This is a genomic window from Streptococcus australis (assembly GCF_040226615.1).
GTDB lineage: Bacteria > Bacillota > Bacilli > Lactobacillales > Streptococcaceae > Streptococcus > Streptococcus australis_E.
Window position 1 is genome coordinate 63,141 of sequence record NZ_JBCOAT010000005.1, and the last position, 20,878, is coordinate 84,018.

The 20,878-nt window shown below is 41.9% G+C and carries 20 protein-coding genes and 2 pseudogenes; 10 read left to right on the top strand and 12 right to left on the bottom strand.

Annotated features, from left to right (window positions below; translation table 11 throughout):
• Positions 1–120 precede the first annotated feature (120 nt).
• The 5 genes and pseudogenes from ABT997_RS05950 to ABT997_RS05970 all read left to right on the top strand — a co-directional run.
• Positions 121–204, top strand: a pseudogene (locus tag ABT997_RS05950) (MLS leader peptide); the annotation flags it as partial.
• A gap of 48 nt (positions 205–252) precedes the next feature.
• Complete coding sequence (locus tag ABT997_RS05955) at positions 253–336, top strand: 23S rRNA methyltransferase attenuation leader peptide (protein ID WP_001814874.1); 84 nt, start codon at positions 253–255, stop codon at positions 334–336.
• A 124-nt stretch (positions 337–460) separates the two neighbouring features.
• Positions 461–1,198, top strand: a complete 738-nt coding sequence (gene erm(B) / locus ABT997_RS05960) for a 23S rRNA (adenine(2058)-N(6))-methyltransferase Erm(B) (protein WP_001038790.1) — start codon at positions 461–463, stop codon at positions 1,196–1,198.
• A 354-nt stretch (positions 1,199–1,552) separates the two neighbouring features.
• A complete protein-coding gene (locus tag ABT997_RS05965) occupies positions 1,553–2,107 on the top strand; it encodes a recombinase family protein (RefSeq protein ID WP_000576156.1) in 555 nt (184 codons plus the stop codon).
• Between the two features lie 3 nt (positions 2,108–2,110).
• On the top strand, positions 2,111–5,029 hold the full coding sequence (locus ABT997_RS05970; RefSeq protein WP_001240982.1) for a Tn3 family transposase: 2,919 nt from the start codon (positions 2,111–2,113) through the stop codon (positions 5,027–5,029).
• Positions 5,030–5,102: 73 nt separating this feature from the next.
• On the opposite strand, the pseudogene ABT997_RS05975 reads toward ABT997_RS05970, so the two are convergent.
• Positions 5,103–5,324, bottom strand: a pseudogene (locus ABT997_RS05975) (helix-turn-helix domain-containing protein); the annotation flags it as partial.
• 504 nt (positions 5,325–5,828) lie between these two features.
• On the opposite strand from ABT997_RS05975, the gene ABT997_RS05980 reads away from it, so the two are divergent.
• The 4 genes from ABT997_RS05980 to ABT997_RS06000 all read left to right on the top strand — a co-directional run bounded on the left by ABT997_RS05980 (position 5,829) and on the right by ABT997_RS06000 (position 8,441).
• Entirely contained in the window at positions 5,829–6,251 is a 423-nt protein-coding gene (locus tag ABT997_RS05980; protein WP_000804885.1) for a sigma-70 family RNA polymerase sigma factor, read from the top strand.
• Positions 6,248–6,478, top strand: coding sequence for a helix-turn-helix domain-containing protein (locus ABT997_RS05985; RefSeq protein ID WP_000857133.1), 231 nt, complete (start codon positions 6,248–6,250; stop codon positions 6,476–6,478). The genes ABT997_RS05980 and ABT997_RS05985 overlap by 4 nt, the downstream gene beginning before the upstream one ends.
• A 460-nt stretch (positions 6,479–6,938) precedes the next feature.
• The gene (locus ABT997_RS05995) at positions 6,939–7,142 is read left to right on the top strand and encodes an excisionase (RefSeq protein WP_000814511.1); all 204 of its coding nucleotides are present in this window, start codon (positions 6,939–6,941) and stop codon (positions 7,140–7,142) included.
• Between the two features lie 81 nt (positions 7,143–7,223).
• Positions 7,224–8,441, top strand: coding sequence for a tyrosine-type recombinase/integrase (locus ABT997_RS06000; RefSeq protein WP_001291561.1), 1,218 nt, complete (start codon positions 7,224–7,226; stop codon positions 8,439–8,441).
• A 222-nt stretch (positions 8,442–8,663) separates the two neighbouring features.
• Here the strand turns inward: ABT997_RS06000 and ABT997_RS06005 are convergent, their stop codons facing one another.
• The 11 genes from ABT997_RS06005 to ABT997_RS06055 all read right to left on the bottom strand — a co-directional run bounded on the left by ABT997_RS06005 (position 8,664) and on the right by ABT997_RS06055 (position 19,726).
• A complete protein-coding gene (locus ABT997_RS06005) occupies positions 8,664–9,836 on the bottom strand; it encodes a LysM peptidoglycan-binding domain-containing protein (RefSeq protein WP_154854727.1) in 1,173 nt (390 codons plus the stop codon).
• A 547-nt stretch (positions 9,837–10,383) separates the two neighbouring features.
• Positions 10,384–11,007 (bottom strand): V-type ATP synthase subunit D, encoded by a 624-nt coding sequence (locus ABT997_RS06010; protein ID WP_350018955.1) that lies wholly within the window; start codon positions 11,005–11,007, stop codon positions 10,384–10,386.
• 21 nt (positions 11,008–11,028) lie between these two features.
• Entirely contained in the window at positions 11,029–12,426 is a 1,398-nt protein-coding gene (locus ABT997_RS06015) for a V-type ATP synthase subunit B (protein ID WP_048690706.1), read from the bottom strand.
• Positions 12,413–14,203: a V-type ATP synthase subunit A gene (locus ABT997_RS06020; protein ID WP_350018956.1), complete on the bottom strand. Its 1,791-nt coding sequence runs from the start codon at positions 14,201–14,203 to the stop codon at positions 12,413–12,415. The genes ABT997_RS06015 and ABT997_RS06020 overlap by 14 nt, the downstream gene beginning before the upstream one ends.
• A 33-nt stretch (positions 14,204–14,236) precedes the next feature.
• Positions 14,237–14,941, bottom strand: a complete 705-nt coding sequence (locus ABT997_RS06025; RefSeq protein ID WP_154854718.1) for a GNAT family N-acetyltransferase — start codon at positions 14,939–14,941, stop codon at positions 14,237–14,239.
• Positions 14,938–15,258, bottom strand: coding sequence for a V-type ATP synthase subunit F (locus ABT997_RS06030; protein ID WP_023027501.1), 321 nt, complete (start codon positions 15,256–15,258; stop codon positions 14,938–14,940). The genes ABT997_RS06025 and ABT997_RS06030 overlap by 4 nt, the downstream gene beginning before the upstream one ends.
• Positions 15,248–16,258 carry a V-type ATPase subunit gene (locus tag ABT997_RS06035; protein ID WP_154854715.1) on the bottom strand — a complete coding sequence of 337 codons (1,011 nt, stop codon included), beginning with the start codon at positions 16,256–16,258 and terminating at the stop codon, positions 15,248–15,250. The genes ABT997_RS06030 and ABT997_RS06035 overlap by 11 nt, the downstream gene beginning before the upstream one ends.
• Before the next feature lie 8 nt (positions 16,259–16,266).
• A complete protein-coding gene (locus tag ABT997_RS06040; RefSeq protein WP_154854712.1) occupies positions 16,267–16,857 on the bottom strand; it encodes a hypothetical protein in 591 nt (196 codons plus the stop codon).
• An 85-nt stretch (positions 16,858–16,942) separates the two neighbouring features.
• The gene (locus ABT997_RS06045; RefSeq protein WP_023024938.1) at positions 16,943–17,422 is read right to left on the bottom strand and encodes a V-type ATP synthase subunit K; all 480 of its coding nucleotides are present in this window, start codon (positions 17,420–17,422) and stop codon (positions 16,943–16,945) included.
• A gap of 41 nt (positions 17,423–17,463) precedes the next feature.
• Positions 17,464–19,413: a V-type ATP synthase subunit I gene (locus ABT997_RS06050; protein WP_350018957.1), complete on the bottom strand. Its 1,950-nt coding sequence runs from the start codon at positions 19,411–19,413 to the stop codon at positions 17,464–17,466.
• Positions 19,403–19,726, bottom strand: a complete 324-nt coding sequence (locus tag ABT997_RS06055) for a hypothetical protein (RefSeq protein WP_129270542.1) — start codon at positions 19,724–19,726, stop codon at positions 19,403–19,405. The genes ABT997_RS06050 and ABT997_RS06055 overlap by 11 nt, the downstream gene beginning before the upstream one ends.
• Before the next feature lie 267 nt (positions 19,727–19,993).
• Between ABT997_RS06055 and ABT997_RS06060 the strand changes: the two genes are divergently transcribed.
• Positions 19,994–20,833, top strand: a complete 840-nt coding sequence (locus ABT997_RS06060) for a MurR/RpiR family transcriptional regulator (protein ID WP_154854704.1) — start codon at positions 19,994–19,996, stop codon at positions 20,831–20,833.
• The last annotated feature ends 45 nt before the right edge of the window (positions 20,834–20,878 follow it).

A 20,878-nucleotide genomic window follows, 5' to 3' on the forward strand; every position in this document is an offset into this window, starting at 1 on the left:
TGGCACAAACAGGTAACGGTTATTGCAGGTGTATTTCTTATCTATGGGTTTAACATGGATTTTATCATTAAAATCATGAGTATTGTCCGAGAGTGATTGGTCTTGCGTATGGTTAACCCTAAAGTTATGGAAATAAGACTTAGAAGCAAACTTAAGAGTGTGTTGATAGTGCATTATCTTAAAATTTTGTATAATAGGAATTGAAGTTAAATTAGATGCTAAAAATTTGTAATTAAGAAGGAGGGATTCGTCATGTTGGTATTCCAAATGCGTAATGTAGATAAAACATCTACTGTTTTGAAACAGACTAAAAACAGTGATTACGCAGATAAATAAATACGTTAGATTAATTCCTACCAGTGACTAATCTTATGACTTTTTAAACAGATAACTAAAATTACAAACAAATCGTTTAACTTCTGTATTTATTTATAGATGTAATCACTTCAGGAGTGATTACATGAACAAAAATATAAAATATTCTCAAAACTTTTTAACGAGTGAAAAAGTACTCAACCAAATAATAAAACAATTGAATTTAAAAGAAACCGATACCGTTTACGAAATTGGAACAGGTAAAGGGCATTTAACGACGAAACTGGCTAAAATAAGTAAACAGGTAACGTCTATTGAATTAGACAGTCATCTATTCAACTTATCGTCAGAAAAATTAAAACTGAACATTCGTGTCACTTTAATTCACCAAGATATTCTACAGTTTCAATTCCCTAACAAACAGAGGTATAAAATTGTTGGGAATATTCCTTACCATTTAAGCACACAAATTATTAAAAAAGTGGTTTTTGAAAGCCATGCGTCTGACATCTATCTGATTGTTGAAGAAGGATTCTACAAGCGTACCTTGGATATTCACCGAACACTAGGGTTGCTCTTGCACACTCAAGTCTCGATTCAGCAATTGCTTAAGCTGCCAGCGGAATGCTTTCATCCTAAACCAAAAGTAAACAGTGTCTTAATAAAACTTACCCGCCATACCACAGATGTTCCAGATAAATATTGGAAGCTATATACGTACTTTGTTTCAAAATGGGTCAATCGAGAATATCGTCAACTGTTTACTAAAAATCAGTTTCATCAAGCAATGAAACACGCCAAAGTAAACAATTTAAGTACCGTTACTTATGAGCAAGTATTGTCTATTTTTAATAGTTATCTATTATTTAACGGGAGGAAATAATTCTATGAGTCGCTTTTGTAAATTTGGAAAGTTACACGTTACTAAAGGGAATGTAGATAAATTATTAGGTATACTACTGACAGCTTCCAAGGAGCTAAAGAGGTCCCTAGCGCCTACGGGGAATTTGTATCGATAAGGAATAGATTTAAAAATTTCGCTGTTATTTTGTACAATAAGGATAAATTTGAATGGTACCATAAACGACCGTTTATGGTACCTTTTCATTTTCCTGCTTTTTCTAAATGTTTTTTAAGTAAATCAAGTACCAAAATCCGTTCCTTTTTCATAGTTCCTATATAGTTATACTTAATGAGTTATGGTACATTTAAATTATAAAATTAAGGAGGTTTTTTTATGATTTTTGGCTATGCTCGAGTGAGTACGGATGATCAAAATCTTAGTTTACAAATTGATGCACTTACTCATTATGGAATTGATAAATTATTTCAAGAAAAAGTAACTGGTGCGAAAAAAGACCGACCGCAATTAGAAGAAATGATCAACCTACTACGTGAAGGAGATTCTGTTGTCATTTACAAGTTAGATCGAATTTCACGATCAACTAAACATTTGATTGAACTTTCTGAATTATTTGAAGAACTTAGTGTCAATTTTATATCTATTCAAGATAACGTAGATACTTCAACGTCTATGGGAAGATTCTTTTTCCGAGTTATGGCTAGTTTAGCAGAACTGGAACGGGATATTATTATTGAACGAACTAACTCTGGTCTTAAGGCAGCCAGAGTCCGAGGAAAAAAAGGGGGCCGTCCAAGTAAAGGTAAGCTATCAATTGATTTAGCTTTAAAAATGTATGACAGCAAAGAGTATTCTATTCGTCAAATTCTTGATGCCTCTAAATTAAGCAAAACAACCTTTTACCGTTACCTCAATAAAAGGAATGCTTAAGATATGGCTATGAAAAGAATTTTAACTACTTCACAGCGTGAACAACTTCTTTCTGTAGACCACTTATCAGAAGAGGATTTTAAAGCGTATTTTAGTTTTTCTGATTATGATCTGGAGGTTATTAATCAACACCGTGGAAAGGTCAATAAACTAGGATTTGCGATACAACTTTGTTTGGCCCGGTATCCTGGGTGTTCTTTAAGTAATTGGCCGATTAAATCAACCAGACTAACTTCTTATGTGAGTCGACAGCTCCATCTTGATGCAATTGATTTAAATTCATATGATCATAGAAATACACGTGCAAATCACTTCAACGAGATCTTAGAAGTATTCAACTATCATCGATTCGGTAGTGCTAATACACAAAAACAGTTAATAGAATATTTAATTGAACTAGCTTTAGAAAATGATGACTCTATCTATCTAATGAAAAAAACAATTGATTTCTTAACTCGAAAAAGAATTATTTTTCCATCTATAGCTACACTTGAAGACATTATAAGCCGCTGTCGAGATAAAGCAGAAAACAACTTATTTTCAATATTACTCTGTTCATTAACAGATATACAAATTGAAAAACTAGAGAGTTTGTTTCAAATTTATGAAGAGACGAAAATAACTAAACTCGCTTGGCTAAAAGACATTCCAGGTAAGGCAAATCCAGAAAGCTTTATGAGTATTTGTAAAAAAGTGGAAGTGATTGCTTCCATGGGACTCGGGACAATTAATGTCTCCCATATTAATCGGAACAGGTTTCTTCAGCTAGCTAGACTAGGGGAAAATTATGATGCATATGACTTCTCCCGTTTTGAGCTTGAAAAAAGATACTCTTTACTTATTGCTTTTTTAGTCAATCATCATCAATATCTGATCGATCAACTGATTGAGATTAATGACCGCATTTTAGCAAGTATTAAACGCAAAGGGACACGTGATTCACAAGAACAGTTAAAAGAAAAAGGAAAATTGGCTACTAAAAAATTGGAACATTATGCTTCTTTAATTGATGCTCTTCACTTTGCAAAAGATAATGATAGTAATCCTTTTGACGAAATTGAACGAATCATGCCTTGGGAAGATTTAGTACAAGATGGAGAAGAAGCTAAAAAAATTACAGGTAATAAAAATCATGGCTATTTAGAAATGGTTCGAAATAAAGCTAATTACCTCCGAAGATACACGCCAATGTTATTGAGGACCCTTTCGTTCAAAGCAACTCCGGCAGCAAATCCAGTCCTCATGGCCCTAACTCAACTAACTGATTTACACAATAGTGGTAAAAGAAAAATACCGGCAGATACTTCTACTGATTTTGTGAGTAAAAAATGGAAAAGCCTTGTTCGGCCAGAAGAGGGGAAAATAGATCGGTCTTACTATGAGTTAGTAGCTTTCACCGAGCTAAAGAACAATATTCGATCAGGAGATATTTCAGTTGAAGGAAGTATGATCCATCGAAATATTGATGATTACTTAGTTGATTTATCTGCTTGTATTGATTCAGAAACTATTCCAGACACGTTTGAGGACTATTTAAAGGATCGGGAAATAATTTTAGATTTACAGCTTCAATTTTATTCGACAGTTGATAAGAGAATTTCAAGAGCAAACCTTAAAAAGTTGGAAAAAGTTACACCTAGCGAAGCAGAAATATATAGAAAAAAACTTTATTCAATAATTCCTAAGATAAGGCTTAGTGATCTTTTAATTGAGGTGGACAGTTGGACCAACTTTTCACAAGAATTTAGTCATGATTCTACAGGGAAACCGCCGAGTGAACAAGAAAGAAAAATTATTTTTGCTGCTTTGCTGGGTTTAGGGATGAATATTGGTCTTGAAAAAATGGCCCAATCAACTCCTGGAATTTCTTATTCTCAGTTAGCCAATGCCAAACAATGGCGCTTTTATAAAGAAGCTCTGACTCGTGCTCAATCTGTTTTGGTTAATTATCAGTTAAAGCTTCCTGTTGCAGACTTTTGGGGTGAAGGAAAAACCACTGCTTCAGACGGAATGCGCGTCCCAGTGGGCGTCTCAGCTCTAAAATCCGATGTTAATCCACATTACAAAAGTATGGAAAAAGGAGCTACAATGATTCGATCAATAAATGATAGGCATACGACTCATCATATCGAGGTTGCTTCAACTAATACAAGGGAAGCTACTCATACCCTTGATGGCCTACTTTATCATGAAACAGATCTAGATATTGAGGAACATTTTACTGATACAAATGGGTATTCTGATCAGGTGTTTGGAATGACCGCATTACTAGGCTTTGATTTTGAACCTCGCATCAGAAATATAAAAAAATCACAATTATTTTCTATCAAATCACCTTCCTACTACCCTAACTTATCAGAAGATATAAGCGGAAAAATCAATGTAAAAATTATTGAAGAAAACTATGATGAAATTAAACGAATCGCCTATTCGATTCAAACAGGAAAAGTATCTAGTTCTTTACTATTAGGAAAGCTAGGCTCATACGCACGTAAGAATAGAGTAGCTCTTGCACTGAGAGAACTAGGTCGCATTGAAAAGAGCATTTTTATGATAGATTATATTACAGATAGTGAGCTACGGCGAAGGATCACTCATGGACTAAATAAGACAGAAGCGATTAATGCTTTAGCTAGAGAACTATTTTTTGGGCGACGCGGAAAATTTATGGAGCGCGATATTCGCCGACAACTTCAAAGTGCTAGTGCGCTTAATGTGTTAATAAATGCAATAAGTATATGGAACGCCGTCTACTTACAAGCAGCTTATAATTATCTCGTCAAAATAGATCCCGAAGTAACTAAGTATATGAAGCATGTATCTCCTATTAATTGGGAGCATATCACTTTTCTTGGAGAGTATAAATTTGACTTGTTATCTATTCCTAAACACTTAAGAGAATTGAATATAAAAAATAAATAGGCCTTGAAACATTGGTTTAGTGGGAATTTGTACCCCTTATCGATACAAATTCCCACTAAGCGCTCGGGACCCCAGGTAAGAAAAATTCATCAACGGAAACATGAAGTAACGATACAAGGTCATAAAGAACTTGTATGCTGGGGTGTTGCCCTTTATTTTCAATATTAGTTAAGTACCGTGGGTCAATTTCAATCAATGCTCCCACTTGTTCACGAGTTAAACCTCGTTTCAATCGAGCTTCTTTAATGGCTAAACCAAAGGCTCTAAAATCATATTTATCTTCTTTTTTACGCATAGTAGACCACCTCTATACATTTTATTGTTCCTACTGAATTAAAAACAGGTATAGAAAAACGTGTTATATGGTTTATAGGTTTATATTTAATAAAAAGCACTACTAAACGCCAATAAAAAAAACCGTTATATGGTAGTGCTATTTACGCTGTTAAAATATTGTATATTACTTCCAAATGGCGGTTTGTTGGAGGTCAACGTCGCCATGAAGTACATCATATACAATAAATTTCCTTACATTGGGTTCTTGTCAAAAAAAGTCGTCTATCTGCAATAGATAAGTACGTCCACCAATGTGGTTTTATAAATCATATAGATAGAATAACAGAAGCATGTAAACAGAGAAATAAATCTGTTTATATGCTTTTTTGGCTATTCAGAACTTTTTTACAAAGTTTATTTATCAGTAATGCAACAAATCCCCCTTTCACATTGGGACTAAGAGTGAAAGGAGATAAACGAGCAAGGCTCACTTCCTTTCCTAGACAGAAAGGGGGTGAGAAACATGAAACCATCTTCTTTTCAGACCACAATAGAAAATCAGTTTGACTATATCTGTAAACGTGCTATGGAAGACGAGCGAAAGAATTATATGCTTTATCTTTCAAGGATTGCAAAGCGTGAGGTGTCCTTTTCGGATGTTGGCGATTATCTTGTTAGCCAGTTTGCGACAACAGATAACTATTCAACTGACTTTCAGATTTTTACACTCAATGGGTTATCAGTAGGCGTTGAAAATGATTTGTTGAGTGAAGCATTACGTGAGTTGCCAGACAAGAAACGTGAAATTCTACTGCTGTTTTACTTTATGGACATGAGCGATTCAGAAATTGCAGACCTGTTGAAATTGAACCGTTCTACTGTCTATCGGCATAGAACCAGTGGACTAGCCTTAATTAAAAAGTTTATGGAGGAATTTGAAGAATGAAAACACAATATCCTATGATTCCCTTTCCTCTCATTGTAAAGGCAACAGATGGCGATACCGAAGCGATTAACCAGATTCTACATCATTACAGAGGGTACATAACGAAGCGTTCCCTACGACTTATGAAAGATGAATATGGCAATCAAAGTATGGTCGTTGATGAAGTCTTACGTGGAAGAATGGAAACCAGACTGATTACAAAGATTTTGTCATTTGAAATTAAGTAATATCCTCTCTCCTTTCGTGGAAGCGTGCTAAACCATTCCACGCTTCCCGAACAGGGAGGTTTGTTATTCCACCAAAGCATATTGAGCTTTCAATGTGTTTTGATAGGCTAACGAGCCATTGTTCTTTGAAAACTGAATAAAAGTAATCGAATACGTTTCGATAAGAAAAGAGCCAACGGAACTAACCGCCATGACCTATCTTATAAAGATAGCGAGCGATTCATGTTAGTGATCCGAGAAGCAATCTTTAGCAGGATTGCCTGCAACGACATTCTTATCGTGATAATGATACTCCCATACAGTCAATAGTCCGAGCGTGATAAAACCGTCGCAGGCAATGAGTATGGCTACATGAGAACCATGCAGGGGTGGAACTCCCGTGAGCTTTGCTAAAGCTGTTCGATTGCTGGTAAAACAACTTTTATGAAATCCAAATAAGTGATTTGGAAAGGAGGATTTTATGAAGCAGACTGACATTCCTATTTGGGAACGTTATACCCTAACCATTGAAGAAGCGTCAAAATATTTTCGTATTGGCGAAAACAAGCTACGACGCTTGGCAGAGGAAAATAAAAATGCAAATTGGCTGATTATGAATGGCAATCGTATTCAGATTAAACGAAAACAATTTGAAAAAATTATAGATACATTGGACGCAATCTAGCGTCGCCAAAGGGTCTTGTATATGATAAAATAGTATTAAGTCGTATCAAGGCTCTTTCCATAAAGGAAAGGAGCAAATGCCATGTCAGAAAAAAGACGTGACAATAAAGGTCGAATCTTAAAGACTGGAGAGAGCCAACGAAAAGACGGAAGATACTTATACAAATATATAGATTCATTTGGAGAACCGCAATTTGTTTACTCGTGGAAACTTGTGGCTACAGACCGAGTACCAGCAGGAAAGCGTGATTGTATCTCACTTAGAGAGAAAATCGCAGAGTTACAGAAAGACATTCATGATGGTATTGATGTTGTAGGAAAGAAAATGACACTCTGCCAGCTTTACGCAAAACAGAACGCTCAAAGACCAAAGGTTAGAAAAAACACTGAAACTGGACGCAAATATCTTATGGATATTTTGAAGAAAGACAAGTTAGGTGTAAGAAGTATTGACAGTATTAAGCCATCAGACGCTAAAGAATGGGCTATTAGAATGAGTGAAAATGGTTATGCTTATCAAACCATCAATAACTACAAACGTTCTTTAAAGGCTTCATTCTATATTGCTATACAAGATGATTGTGTTCGGAAGAATCCATTTGACTTTCAACTGAAAGCAGTTCTTGATGATGATACTGTCCCTAAGACCGTACTAACAGAAGAACAGGAAGAAAAACTGTTAGCCTTTGCAAAAGCTGATAAAACCTACAGCAAAAATTATGATGAAATTCTGATACTCTTAAAAACAGGTCTTCGTATTTCAGAGTTTGGTGGTTTGACACTTCCAGATTTAGATTTTGAGAATCGTCTTGTCAATATAGACCATCAGCTATTGAGAGATACTGAAATTGGGTACTACATTGAAACACCAAAGACCAAAAGTGGCGAACGTCAAGTTCCTATGGTTGAAGAAGCCTATCAAGCATTTAAGCGAGTGTTAGCGAATCGAAAGAATGATAAGCGTGTTGAGATTGATGGATATAGTGATTTCCTCTTTCTTAATAGAAAGAACTATCCAAAAGTGGCAAGTGATTACAACGGCATGATGAAAGGTCTTGTTAAGAAATACAATAAGTATAACGAGGATAAATTGCCACACATCACTCCACATAGTTTGCGACATACATTCTGTACCAACTATGCAAATGCAGGAATGAATCCAAAGGCATTACAGTACATTATGGGACATGCTAATATAGCCATGACGCTGAACTATTACGCACATGCAACATTCGATTCTGCAATGGCAGAAATGAAACGCTTGAATAAAGAGAAGCAACAGGAGCGTCTTGTTGCTTAGTAGTACAAATGAATTTACTACTTATTTACCACTTCTGACAGCTAAGACATGAGGAAATATGCAAAGAAACGTGAAGTATCTTCCTACAGTAAAAATACTCGAAAGCACATAGAATAAGGCTTTACGAGCATTTAAGAAAATATAAAAAGATAATTAGAAATTTATACTTTGTTTATACAAAAAAAAGAATCAGGAATATCCTGATTCTTTGCTATGTCTTAATTATTCGTAAAATGATACGTGTACGTGGTCGTAGTGATTTTCTGTTACGCTACCACGGTCTGGCATTTCATTCCAAGTGTTTGCTGGTCCATAAATGTTATTTACTGGAGCATAGAAACGTTGTTTCCAGATGATGTAAGAAATTCCATTTTCTTGCATGTGATCGATTGCATATTGAGCTACTTGGTCACCAATCGCTGAACTTTCTGGAACCATAACGTCAATCGCAAGACCTTTACCGTGATCTTCTGGGTCACCAGGACGGTAACCACCGATATCAGTCAAGCCAAGTTCATTAATCACTTGTTCTTTGAATTTAATTGTTTGAGGTCGAAGACCTTCATTTGAAGTTGGAGTTGCTGTTGAAGGAGTTGAAGCTGTCGTATCAACAACTGGTGCTGGTGCACCATATTGTGGTGTTGAAGCAACCGCAGTAACTTCTGGTTCTGCTGGAACTTCTACGACTGGTGCTGGTTCAGCTACTGGAGTCGCTGGGGCTTCCTCAACAACTGGTGCTTCTACAGGAGCCGCTACTTCAGCTGGCACTGTAGCAGGTTGCGCAGGTGCTTCTTCAACAACTGGTGCTGGTGTCTCCTCTGCTACTGGAGCTGCTGGTGCAGGTGTTTCAGCTGGTGCTTCTGGAGTTGACAAGCTTTCTGATACTTGCTCTGCCACTGCTGCTACAACTGCAGGTGCTTGAGGGAGTTCTACAGCTTGGTTGCTTTCATCTGCTACTGGTTTTGTCAAATCACCCACTGCAACAGTTTGATTGTCTACTTTGATTTGGTTGTTTGTCAAATCAGCAGAAGTTGTCACAGTTGCATCAGCATTACCTGCTGTAGGAGTTTGGATTTCTACACCTGTCACTTGGTTTTGATCATTGACAGTTGTTGTCAAGACAGTTCCTGGGAAAATCAAATCAATGTTGCTGATTTGGTTCAAGTTTGCCAAAACAGTTACGTCAACATTCAAAGCTTCCGCAATCGTGCTTAGGGTATCCCCATATTTGATAGTGTAGGTTTGTTTGTTTTCTGAAGTTGAAATATCTGCACGAATTTCATCTACAGAACGGGCAACCCAATCCCCATTTGATTCTGCTTTACCAGTTGTAAATGGCAAGACCGCCATAGCAACAGTCGAAGCAATTAAAGCCTTTTTATTTACTTTCTTCATACGTTCTTTCCTCGTTTTCTTATTATCGGAGATTTATCTCCAGACAGATACATTTAATATTCTACCACATTTTTTGTCTTTAAAATGGCTCTTCTTTTCTTTTAATCTAACTGACCCTAATTTGTAACATTAACCCTTTCTTGTTACATTCTCTTAATAATTAATGACAGTTAGTACTATTTGGATGATCAAACAAATCCATTGTATCAGAAGCCTTTGAGAGTCCTGCACAATGGGATTTTGGAAGATTTTTCAGTCGAATAAAAGCTAAAAACACCCCAAGTTCGTGTCCTGTAGACATCACTTGGGGTGCTGTTTTTAACGGCTTGTATCTTATGAATTGAACACACCTAAATGCTGTGTGTAAAACGCAAACTGTAATAGTACTAACTTCAAAGGCACAGTAGCTGATTGGATTTTTCTCTCGCTTTAAGAGCTCGGAAAAATCCTAATCAGCCTTGTGGGGGCAGGACAACGAAGCATTCTATACAACAGTGCTTCTGTCCTGCTCCCTATTTTCCTTTGAGTTGCTTAACGGCTTTGTATCTTATTTGACCTTCATCATTCGGACCAGGTTGGCGCGTTCGGCTTCTTCGAGTTTCATTTCGATATAGTAGATGGTTTCCTTGAGGTCTGGAATCGTCGCATACTCCAGTCCATTGACCCGACGACGCGTTTTTTCGATCTCATCGGCCATGAGCTGACAAGTTTTTTCAATCTCTGCTAAGCGCAACAGGTCTGGAAGGAGTTCTTCCATTTCTTGAATGGTATTGTCCATCTGGCTATTGGAAGCCACATAGCTGTATACCACGTCTCCCTCATCGTCTCCATATGGATTATCAATATGGGCATGCATCTTGGGCACGCGCACACTCATGATATTCTCCGTCTCGATATGCAGGCTGACTTCCCGCGTCGGAACTGCAAAGATTTCCTGGACCATGAGGTCATTTTCCAGACATTTAGCCATGACAAATTCTTGCATATTCCCAATGAGAGCGGCTTCAACCTTCTGACGGAGGCGGTCATTTTCACGGACCGACTCGATGAAGCGTCGCATGAGCTCGTCTCGTTTATCCTTGAGAAGTTTGTGTCCTCTGGTTGCCGTTTTCAGACGCTCTTTGAGGGTGTTTAACTCCATCCGAGTGGGTTTGACATTTAATCGTGCCATTTGACTTCCTCCTTTCTACTCCTAGGCTTGTGCTTCCTGAGAAGTTTTTGGGAGGTATTCGTCAATCATGTCATCCTTGATCCGCTTGAGCTCGGTCCGTGGCAAGATAGCAAGTAATTCCCAACCTAGATCCAGACTTTCTTGAATGGTCCGATTGGTGGTAAAGCCTTGGTTGATATACTCCTTCTCAAAGCGATCCGTAAATTTGACATAAAGCTTGTCGGTATCGGACAAGGCGGATTCCCCCAGCACTACGGCTAACTCTTTTGCCTGTTTTCCTTGGGCATAGGCCGCAAAGAGCTGGTTCATGGTCGCTGCATGGTCTTTCCGAGTCTTACCTTCACCAGAACCCTTGTCCTTCAAACGGGAAAGGGATGGAAGAACATTGATCGGTGGGCGATAACCACTATTGTAGAGATCGCGGGACAAGATAATCTGACCTTCGGTGATGTAGCCTGTCAAGTCAGGGATGGGGTGGGTGATGTCATCTTCTGGCATGGAGAGGATCGGAATTTGGGTCACAGATCCCTTCTTTCCAACCAAGCGTCCTGCACGTTCGTAGAGGGTTGAGAGGTTAGTATAAAGGTAACCTGGATAGCCCCGACGTCCTGGAACTTCCCGGCGGGCAGCAGATACTTCCCGAAGGGCTTCACAGTAGTTGGTCATATCCGTCATGATAACCAAGACGTGCATGTCTTTTTCATAGGCCAAATATTCGGCAGCTGTCAAGGCGATCCGAGGAGTGGCAATCCGCTCGATAGCTGGGTCATTGGCTAGGTTGATGAAGAGGACAGAGCGATCAATCGCACCTGTTTCCCGCAGGTCGTTCATAAAGAACTCGGCTTCTTCAAAGGTAATTCCCATGGCCGCAAAGACCACGGCGAAGTTTTCCTCCGAATTAAGCACAGTTGCTTGGCGGGCAATTTGAGCTGCTAATTCTTTGTGAGGAAGCCCTGATCCAGAGAATACTGGGAGTTTTTGGCCCCGAACCAAGGTATTCAAATGGTCAATGGCTGAGATCCCTGTCTGGATAAATTCATCTGGATAGTCCCGCGAAACAGGGTTGATGGCTTGGCCATCAATGTCCAAGTACTTCTCTGGGATAATCTCTGGACCACCATCGATGGGTTTGCCCATCCCGTTAAAAATGCGTCCGACCATGTCTTCAGACACAGGGAGTTCTAGGGGACGTCCGGTAAAGCGGACCTTGGCTTTTTCCAAGTTGATCCCGCTAGATCCTTCAAAAAGCTGGACCATGGCCTTATCTTCTTGGACTTCGAGGACTTGTCCCTGACGGGTCGTTCCGTCATGGAGCTTGATTTCTACCAGTTCATTGTAGTGAACCCCTTCGACCTGATCGACAATCATCAAGGGGCCAACAACTTCGCTGACAGTACGGTATTCTTTAATCACGCTCATTGTCTACTCCTCCTTTTGCGACGATTTGGTGTAGGGTTTCTACGATTTCTTCTTTCAAAGCTTGGATGGTGGCCAACTGGTCCTCATGGATGAACTTGCTCCGGGCAATGCGGTCCCGAAGGTCTACAGTTCCTTCCATGATTTCTGTGAAGTAAGCTCCTAATTCTAGTGCTTTTTGACTTTCTTGATCAAAGGTCAAAATGTTGGTCAACAAAGCCACCTGCTTGCTAAAGGAAGTATAGGTATCGACCTCATCAAAGGCATTTTGTTGCAGGTAGTCTTCACGGATCATCTTGGCCGCATTCATGGTCAAGCGGTCTTTTTCAGACAGGGAATCCAGACCAACCAAACGCACGATCTCTTGCAATTCACTCTCTTTTTGCAACAGGTTCATGGCGCGGGTCACTTTTTCTGCCCAGCTAATCTGTTCATGCTGATCAATATATTGGCCCACTTCATCTTGGTAAAGGGAATAAGAACTCAACCAGTTGATGGCTGGGAAGTGGCGGCGTTGGGCCAACTGAGCATCTAGTCCCCAGAAAACCTTGACAATCCGCAGGGTATTTTGGGTCACCGGCTCTGAAATGTCTCCACCTGGAGGGGAAACGGCACCGATGGCGGTAATCGAACCTTCACGCGCAGTGGTTCCGAGTGTCTTAACCCGACCTGCACGCTCGTAATATTCAGCAATCCGGCTACCAAGATAGGCTGGGTAGCCTTCATCCCCTGGCATTTCTTCTAGACGACCAGACATTTCACGGAGAGCTTCTGCCCAACGAGAAGTAGAGTCCGCCATGATGGCAACGGAATAGCCCATATCACGGAAGTATTCAGCAATAGTAATCCCTGTGTAGATGGAAGCCTCACGCGCTGCCACCGGCATGTTCGAAGTGTTGGCAATCAAAACGGTCCGTTGCATGATGGATTGACCGGTCGTCGGATCGATCAATTCTGGAAATTCATTCAGAACGTCCGTCATTTCGTTTCCACGTTCCCCACAACCGACATAAATTACGATGTCTACATTGGCAAACTTGGCCACCTGGTGTTGGACAACTGTTTTCCCAGCTCCGAAAGGACCAGGAACAGCTGCAGCTCCACCCTTAGTCACAGGGAAGAAGGTATCGATGACCCGTTGACCTGTGACCAAAGGTTCTACTGGGATCAGTTTTTGTGCAAAGGGACGACCTCGACGAACCGGCCATTTTTGCATCAAGGTTCCGGTAAAGAGACTGCCATCTGCCTGCTCGATCTCATAAACCGGCTCTTCCACTGTGTAAGAACCTGCTGCGATCTTGGTCACACATCCACTGACTCCAAATGGCACCATGATGCGGTGTTCCACCATATTGGTCTCCTGAACGGTACCAACGATGTCTCCTGCGACTACCTCAGTTCCTTCTGCTACACTTGGTTCGAAAGCCCATTTGGTGTCACGATCGAGATTGGGAACTTGCACCCCACGAACCAAAAAATCGCTGGCGGTGACTTCTTGGAAGCGTTCCAAGGGACGTTGGATCCCGTCAAACATCTGAGAGATCAAACCTGGTCCCAACTCAACAGAAAGGGGAGCTCCGGTTGTTACCACTGGTTCTCCTGGACCGACTCCAGACGTTTCTTCATATACTTGGATAGATGCTTCATCCCGACGCATCTCAATAATTTCACCAATCAAACCAAGATCGCCGACCCGGCAAATGTCTTGGATATTGGCCTCCTGCATCCCTGATGCAACCACCAAGGGACCGGAAACTTTAATAATTTTTCCTTGAGTCATGTATTCCTCCTGGGAATCCTTTGTTTCTTTGTTTTACTTTTGTGCTATCTCTCTTAGAGATTGCTTTTGTTGACCATTGGCCTCGAAATTAGTTGGATTCAACCAAGCTTCGAAACGCTCTTTGATAGCTGGCCAGTCTTGGTCAATGATAGACAACCAATCTGTGTCTCGAGTCCGACCTTTATAAACAATAGCCTGACGGAAACACCCTTCATAGGTGAACCCCAAGCGCTCAGCTGCTTCGCGAGAAGCTTGGTTTAAGGCATCGCATTTCCACTCATAGCGGCGGTAGCCTAACTCCTCAAACACATAGCGTGCTAACAGATACTGGGCTTCGGTTGCCATGCGAGTCTTCTGGAGCGTTGGTGAGTAGGTCACTGCTCCGACTTCGATCACCCGGTTGGCTGGATCGATCCGCATGAGAGAAAAAGTCCCTAATGCTTTGCCCGAATCTTTGTCTACAATCGCATAGTAAAAGCGACCTTGGGCTGCCATGAGATCATCTAATAAGCGGTCCCACTCCTCTTCATTTCGGGCAGGGCCTTTGAACAGATAGGTCCACATAGCTGCTGGGGAGGCTGGCCCGTAGACCTGATAAAGATCCGCCCCGTGTTTTTCTTTTGACAGGCGCTCAATTACGGTATAGCGACCCTCGATCCGCTCAATAGCTGGCAAGCGCCCCGGTGTAAAATCCGGCAGTGCATCTCCAATCGCTTGACCAAATTCATTTGTTCTCATAAAATATCCTGTCCTACTGCTTTTTCGACATTATCGCGAATGCGTTGCCGTCCCAGTCCAGTCGATCCCTTATGAGTAGGAATCAAGATGACGGCTGGGGTTACTTGGCGATCATAGTGGGCAATGGTATCTGGGATTTCCTGAGCCATATCCTCCGTCAGATAGATGATGCCAAAATCTTCTTGGCTCAAGTGACGTAAGGTATTGATGGTTTCCTGAGCCTCTGCTACGGGAAAGGTCTGAAAGCCAATCATTTGAAAAGGAAGGATGGCATCACGGTTTCCCACAACGGCAATTTTTTGCGTTTTACTGGCCATAGATTGGTCTCATCCTTTCTTTTATTTTGTCAATCGGGAGCTGATTATCCAGACCCGTCAAGACCAAACGAAGGTTCTTCACCTCCAGCTCTTTTCCAAAGAGATAGCGAGCTAAAGGCAAGGGCCCGTCTATCTCAAAGGAAGCTTGTTCTAAAATTCGGTACTTAAGCACATGCTCCATGTATTCCACTGTCTCAGCAGTTACTCTGCCTGCTCGCATCTGTTCTTCGTACTGTGTCAATTCCACATCATAAGGCAAGGGGGTGACTTGTTGGAACCAACTGATGAGGTTGCCCTGCTCGACACACTGAATGACTTCTCTTGCTGAGAGGGTCCCTGCATCGGACAAGAGTTGCTTCATAAAGCTGTTCGGCTTTTTCAAACTGAGGGCTCGTTCAACTGTGATAACATTGTAACAATCAATGGTCAAGGTGACCAGAGATTCTAAAAGTGGATGGTCCAGATCTTTCGCCAAGCGTTTGAGATGATCAAAGTAAGCCAAATCCATGCCGATTTCCAGAACCCGAATATCCTGATAGTCGACATATTCCTGCCAGGTTGCTGCGACTTCTTGAGCTATAAAATCTGGGCAGTTCTCTGAAGAAAAGGTCTTGGCTACTTGTTCAAGAACAGCTAAGGAATAGGGACCTGCATCCAATAATAGGAAGTTCAAATCCCGCCCCGTTGCTCGCTCTTTCAAGAAGACCTTGAGATTGTGATAGGTGTACTTGAGGGCAAAGAGGTCGACTACCGCAGGGTTCGGAGCTACCTGATAAGCCCAATCGTACTCTGCTAGAAGGTGCTTCATCAAGGCTTGCTCGATCACTTGGACTTGACGCAGTTGATCTGCCTCCAAGGCATAGGCCGTCCCTTGCAAGAGATTAGCACGCGCTTCTGCATCGGAGCTATTCAGAAGGGCATCAAACTGAGCCGGGCTCAAAAAACTAGCTTCACGTACACTAATCCCGGTATTTACTTGAGAATACGTCCGTTCACTCATAGCCCCTCCTAGTTTTTCTCTTCTTTAAAAATGCTGGTTGCCATATGGAAGCTTTGCTCCTCCCGCACAGCATCAACCAAATCACGGTAGAGGTAGCTGGCATCCACTTTGCCAAAGGAAAGGACAAAACCAGCCTCTTGGGCAAGCGTTTCTTTCGCTAATTGAAGCTGTGGATAGGCCTCTATCAAATCTTGACGATCTTGATCTGTCAATTTTTCTGCCGTCACAGCACCAAACGTTAAGACCATTGCTTGATCTACATAGCGAGGAAGAACGCGATGCAGAAATGCGAGCTCTTCTTGACGTGACCAAGTCGCCATTTTCTGGTAGGCATCCGCAAACAACTCTTTTAAGACCCGTTGCTTGGTAACCAATGTTGATTGGCGCTTTTGATTTTCTATTTGTTGGCTTTCACGTTGCAAGCGGCGCTCAATGGTCTGCAATTGAACCGCCCGTTGGTGTAACTTTTCTTCTACCAAACGAGCTTCCTGCAACTGGGACTCTGCTTGAACCTTAGCCGTTGCTTCCGCTACTAATTTCCGACCTTTTTCATGGGCCTGTTCAAGGATGGAATCCTTTAATTGGGAATAATCCGTCATTATTTTTATTTCCTCCTTTGGAGTTCTTCGCCACCGATAATAGACGAAGAGAACATTCCTCTTCTTTGACTGAGGTGTGTCTAGATTAGCCGACGCGAAGAGTCAAAAGGAAGGACACAACGAAGGCTAAGATGGCATAGGTTTCAACCATGGCCGCAAGGATAACCCCTTTCATCATGTCTTCAGGGCGTTTTGCCAAGATTTGCATCCCAGCAGTTGCGACATTTCCTTGATGTTTCGCTGAGAAATAGCCGACGATCGCTACTGGAAGGGCTGTGAAGAAGTAAGCAACTCCTGTTTCAAGAGCCATATCTGGTTTAATTTGCAACCAGATCAAGATCCCGATAACGAAACCGTACAAACCTTGTGTACCTGGCAACAATTGCAAGATCAAGGCTTGGGCAAATTTTTCTGGTTGTTCTTTCAAGAGTGCGGCAGCTGCTTGACCGGTCTTACCAACACCGAGGGCTGAACCCATTCCACTAAGAGCCACTGCAATGGCTACACCAAGTGCTGCAAAGAAGGCACCCCCATGGGTTGAGAAATATGAAGCTAAAGATTCCATGAATATACTCCTATAAAATTTTTTATGATTGATTTACTGAATTATTTTTTTGTTTTGACATAGCGTTCCGACGGTTTTAGAGGTCGGAAGGGCTTGCCACCACCCTCGTAGAACTTGCCAAAGAACTCGACAAAGATCAAACGCGCTCCATGCACATAGCCTGATAAAAAGGACAGAAACATGTTGATGGCATGGAGGAGGACAAAGAGGACAAGGCCGACGGTGAATCGTCCCAGGGTTGGGAAGAGATTGACAATCAGGTTAAAGGCTGAACCGATGCTGGCCCCTGATAAACCAAGCGCCATCAAACGAGTAAAGCTGACCAAGTCTCCGACATAGCCGCTAACGTTGTAGAGATTAAAGAGACCGGCTGCAAGTCCTGATAATTTCTTGGCACTGACAATGGACACGACCAAAATGCCAATCGCGTTGAGAATGGCTAGCCACTGGCCAATGGGGACTAGGTAGGACAAGCCTGGTAGGATGTTTCCGACTGCTAAGAGCATCAAGCCCAATAAGATCAAGACCCAAGCAAAGCCTGCGTTGTAGGCTTCCGTGTAGTCTTTCAGGCGGACGTTTTTCATCCCACCTAGGAAGAGACCGACCAAAACGGTGATGAAACCAAAGACAACCGATAGGATCAAGATAGTCATGGCATTGGTCGTCGTACTGATCAAAGCAAAGGGCATCTCAAATCCGAAGAAGGAACCGTATACGACTCCCCAAAGGGCTACCGAGATTCCTAAAAGGCAGAAAAATCGAAGGTTTTTTGCTGCGCTCGGCTGAAACTGGAAAGCTTTTAGAGCAAAGCCAGTTGCCAATGTCAACAAGAGACCATAGCCGATATCTGCTACCATCATGCCGAAGAAAACAAAGTAGAAGAGAGAGACGATTGGGGTCGGATCTTTCTCGTAATACTTGGGCAGAGCATACATTTCCGTCACTAACTCGAAGGGCTCCACCAAGGCATTGTTTTTCAGTTTGATTGGTACCTGGTCCCATTCTTCTTGAGCGACTTCACGTGTCTGCAAGACGACTTGGTTCCCAAACTCCTTTTGAAGTTTGGCTTTTAAAGCATCGAGTTGAGTAGTTTCAATCCATCCCTCTAGGGCAACCAAATGGGCTGTACTGGCAAGAGAGCCTTTGGCCTCTTCCCGGGCTCCTAGACTCAAGACATAATCGAGTTGGTACTTGAGCTGGTTGAGGTCTTCCTTGGCTTGACTGAGCGTTTCCAACGTAGCTGCTTCGACAGCACCTTGTTCTTTGATTTCTCTCTTGAGTTGCTCCAAACGTTCTTTTGGTAGCGTTTCTCCTTGGTAATCAAACTCTTTGAAATGCGAACTGGTCAGCGTATCTTGAAGGTCTGTTAAATCCCCAGACTTATACAAGACTACCACCCCATGCTCCGTTTCCGAGCTAAAGACCACATCGACCTCTACATCTGGATGAGCCAGCAAGGCTTGTCGCGCCTGATCCTGTTCACTATTCGGAATGGTACCGATTAAGCCACGAACATAACGGAAACGCTTGAGCTGGTCAGGTGTTGTCGTCAAGGCAGCCCATTTTTCTAAAGAGGCGATTTCCTCTTGGGCTTGCTGGATGCGATCCCGAGCCTTTGCTAAGACAGCCAATTGTTTTTGTACGGACTGTAAAAGACGTTGCTCATCACGGATGACCCCATGAGACTCTAAATCGTGAAAAGACAAGGACAAGGGAGCTTCTTTTAGTTTTTCTAATCCCTTCTTCTGAGGAATAAAAGGCTCCAGGGCCTGTATGGCCTTTTCTAACTGCTCTTCCCGACGTCTTAGTTCATCCATTCTTAGAGCTGATCCTTTGGACCCATCACTCGTCTGAAAGGCAACTTGCCAATCCTCTTGCTCGCTCAAATCATAAATTTGGACCGACTCCTCTGACTGGAGCGACAAGAGAAGCTCGTCCATTAGATTTGTGGGCAAGACCAGAGAAAGGTGTTGCATTGGACTAATTGCCATAGGTTGCTACCACCTTTTCTACAATTTCGTCTACCAAAGCTGCGCGCTTATCTGTCATAGCTTGCTGCACCTTTTCGTCATTGCGTTGACTGGTCACTGCCAGGTCTGCTTCCAAGCTAGCAATCGTCGCTTTCGAGGACTCTTCCCGCTCTGCGACTAGCTTGGCGGTCTCTTTGTCATAGGATGCTGCTACCTCCTGTAGGTGATCACCTAGCTGTTGGCGCAAATTTTGGACCTGATCCTCGTAACTTGCGACAACGGCTTCTGCCGCCATTTCAATCTCTTGCATCATTTCGAGAGTTGCGTTGGCCATCACTCCACCTCCTTACTTCTTCCTTTACGAGAAGGAACGAATTCTTGTGTAAATTATAACATATTTCATCAACTTTTTTCAGCGTCTTTCCTTTGTTTCCAGAGGTTATTTTTTTAACAAAGGTGATTCAAAAAAGATGCGGATTCTGTTCCTTCTTTCAGTCGTTCGCTGGTCGTATTCCTTGTATATCCCTGTTTTTTATGTTATACTGTGAAATATATTATAGGATTTTCTCCGGGTGTAACCTCGGTTGAAAGGAGGACTGCTGTGAAACAAGATCGTGATCTCCGAAGCATTATTAAGAGTCATCAAGAAGAAATGACGGAGCTAGAGCTAGACATTGCCCGCTATTTTTTATCTCCCGAAGCGCAGCAACACTCTCTTTCCTCGTCTAGAGTGACGGAACTTTTGCATGTATCAAAAGCTGCTTTGACCCGTTTTTCCCAAAAGTGTGGCTTCACAGGCTACCGGGAATTTATATATCACTTTAACGAAGAAACCAAATCTCAAAAGCAACAATCCCCGCACGGCGAATTAACACAGGATGTCTTGCGTCGCTACCAGCAGGTCCTTCAGGCTACAGAAAACCTAGCAAAAGATGAGCAAATCAAAGAAGTCGCTAACTTAATCACTCAAGCAGATCGGGTCTACTTCTTTGGAAAAGGAAGCTCAGGATTGGTGGCTTCTGAGATGAAACTTCGCTTCCTTCGACTGGGCGTTGTTTGCGAGGCCTTAACCGATCAAGACGGCTTTGCATGGACGACCAGTATCTTGGATAAATCCTGCCTGGTCATTGCCTTCTCTCTATCAGGAACTACCCGCTCGATTATCCATAGCCTTCTGGATGCTCAAGAAATGGGAGCAAAAACCGTTCTTCTTACTGCTCAACCAGATGCTATCAAAGATGACTTTACGGAAATTTTACCAGTTGCTCCCCTACCTGGAAGCACCTATATCGACCGTATTACGGCAACCCTTCCCTTCTTAACCACGATTGATTTAATCTATGCTTACTTTCTCGAAATGGATCGGGAACGTAAAGAAAGAATTTTCAATAGCTATTGGGAAAACAAAAAACTCAATGGCTACGATTCACGTAGACGCTAGTCTTCTGATTTATCACCAGGAGCTGAAGCTCCTTTCCTTGGTCTC

Coding starts and splice junctions, on each gene's coding strand:
- ABT997_RS05955 (WP_001814874.1), top strand. CDS start 253: ATGTTGGTATTCCAAATGCGTAATGTAGATAAAACATCTACTGTTTTG.
- ABT997_RS05965 (WP_000576156.1), top strand. CDS start 1,553: ATGATTTTTGGCTATGCTCGAGTGAGTACGGATGATCAAAATCTTAGT.
- ABT997_RS05970 (WP_001240982.1), top strand. CDS start 2,111: ATGGCTATGAAAAGAATTTTAACTACTTCACAGCGTGAACAACTTCTT.
- ABT997_RS05980 (WP_000804885.1), top strand. CDS start 5,829: ATGAAACCATCTTCTTTTCAGACCACAATAGAAAATCAGTTTGACTAT.
- ABT997_RS05985 (WP_000857133.1), top strand. CDS start 6,248: ATGAAAACACAATATCCTATGATTCCCTTTCCTCTCATTGTAAAGGCA.
- ABT997_RS05995 (WP_000814511.1), top strand. CDS start 6,939: ATGAAGCAGACTGACATTCCTATTTGGGAACGTTATACCCTAACCATT.
- ABT997_RS06000 (WP_001291561.1), top strand. CDS start 7,224: ATGTCAGAAAAAAGACGTGACAATAAAGGTCGAATCTTAAAGACTGGA.
- ABT997_RS06005 (WP_154854727.1), bottom strand. CDS start 9,836: ATGAAGAAAGTAAATAAAAAGGCTTTAATTGCTTCGACTGTTGCTATG.
- ABT997_RS06010 (WP_350018955.1), bottom strand. CDS start 11,007: ATGGCACGATTAAATGTCAAACCCACTCGGATGGAGTTAAACACCCTC.
- ABT997_RS06015 (WP_048690706.1), bottom strand. CDS start 12,426: ATGAGCGTGATTAAAGAATACCGTACTGTCAGCGAAGTTGTTGGCCCC.
- ABT997_RS06020 (WP_350018956.1), bottom strand. CDS start 14,203: ATGACTCAAGGAAAAATTATTAAAGTTTCCGGTCCCTTGGTGGTTGCA.
- ABT997_RS06025 (WP_154854718.1), bottom strand. CDS start 14,941: ATGAGAACAAATGAATTTGGTCAAGCGATTGGAGATGCACTGCCGGAT.
- ABT997_RS06030 (WP_023027501.1), bottom strand. CDS start 15,258: ATGGCCAGTAAAACGCAAAAAATTGCCGTTGTGGGAAACCGTGATGCC.
- ABT997_RS06035 (WP_154854715.1), bottom strand. CDS start 16,258: ATGAGTGAACGGACGTATTCTCAAGTAAATACCGGGATTAGTGTACGT.
- ABT997_RS06040 (WP_154854712.1), bottom strand. CDS start 16,857: ATGACGGATTATTCCCAATTAAAGGATTCCATCCTTGAACAGGCCCAT.
- ABT997_RS06045 (WP_023024938.1), bottom strand. CDS start 17,422: ATGGAATCTTTAGCTTCATATTTCTCAACCCATGGGGGTGCCTTCTTT.
- ABT997_RS06050 (WP_350018957.1), bottom strand. CDS start 19,413: ATGGCAATTAGTCCAATGCAACACCTTTCTCTGGTCTTGCCCACAAAT.
- ABT997_RS06055 (WP_129270542.1), bottom strand. CDS start 19,726: ATGGCCAACGCAACTCTCGAAATGATGCAAGAGATTGAAATGGCGGCA.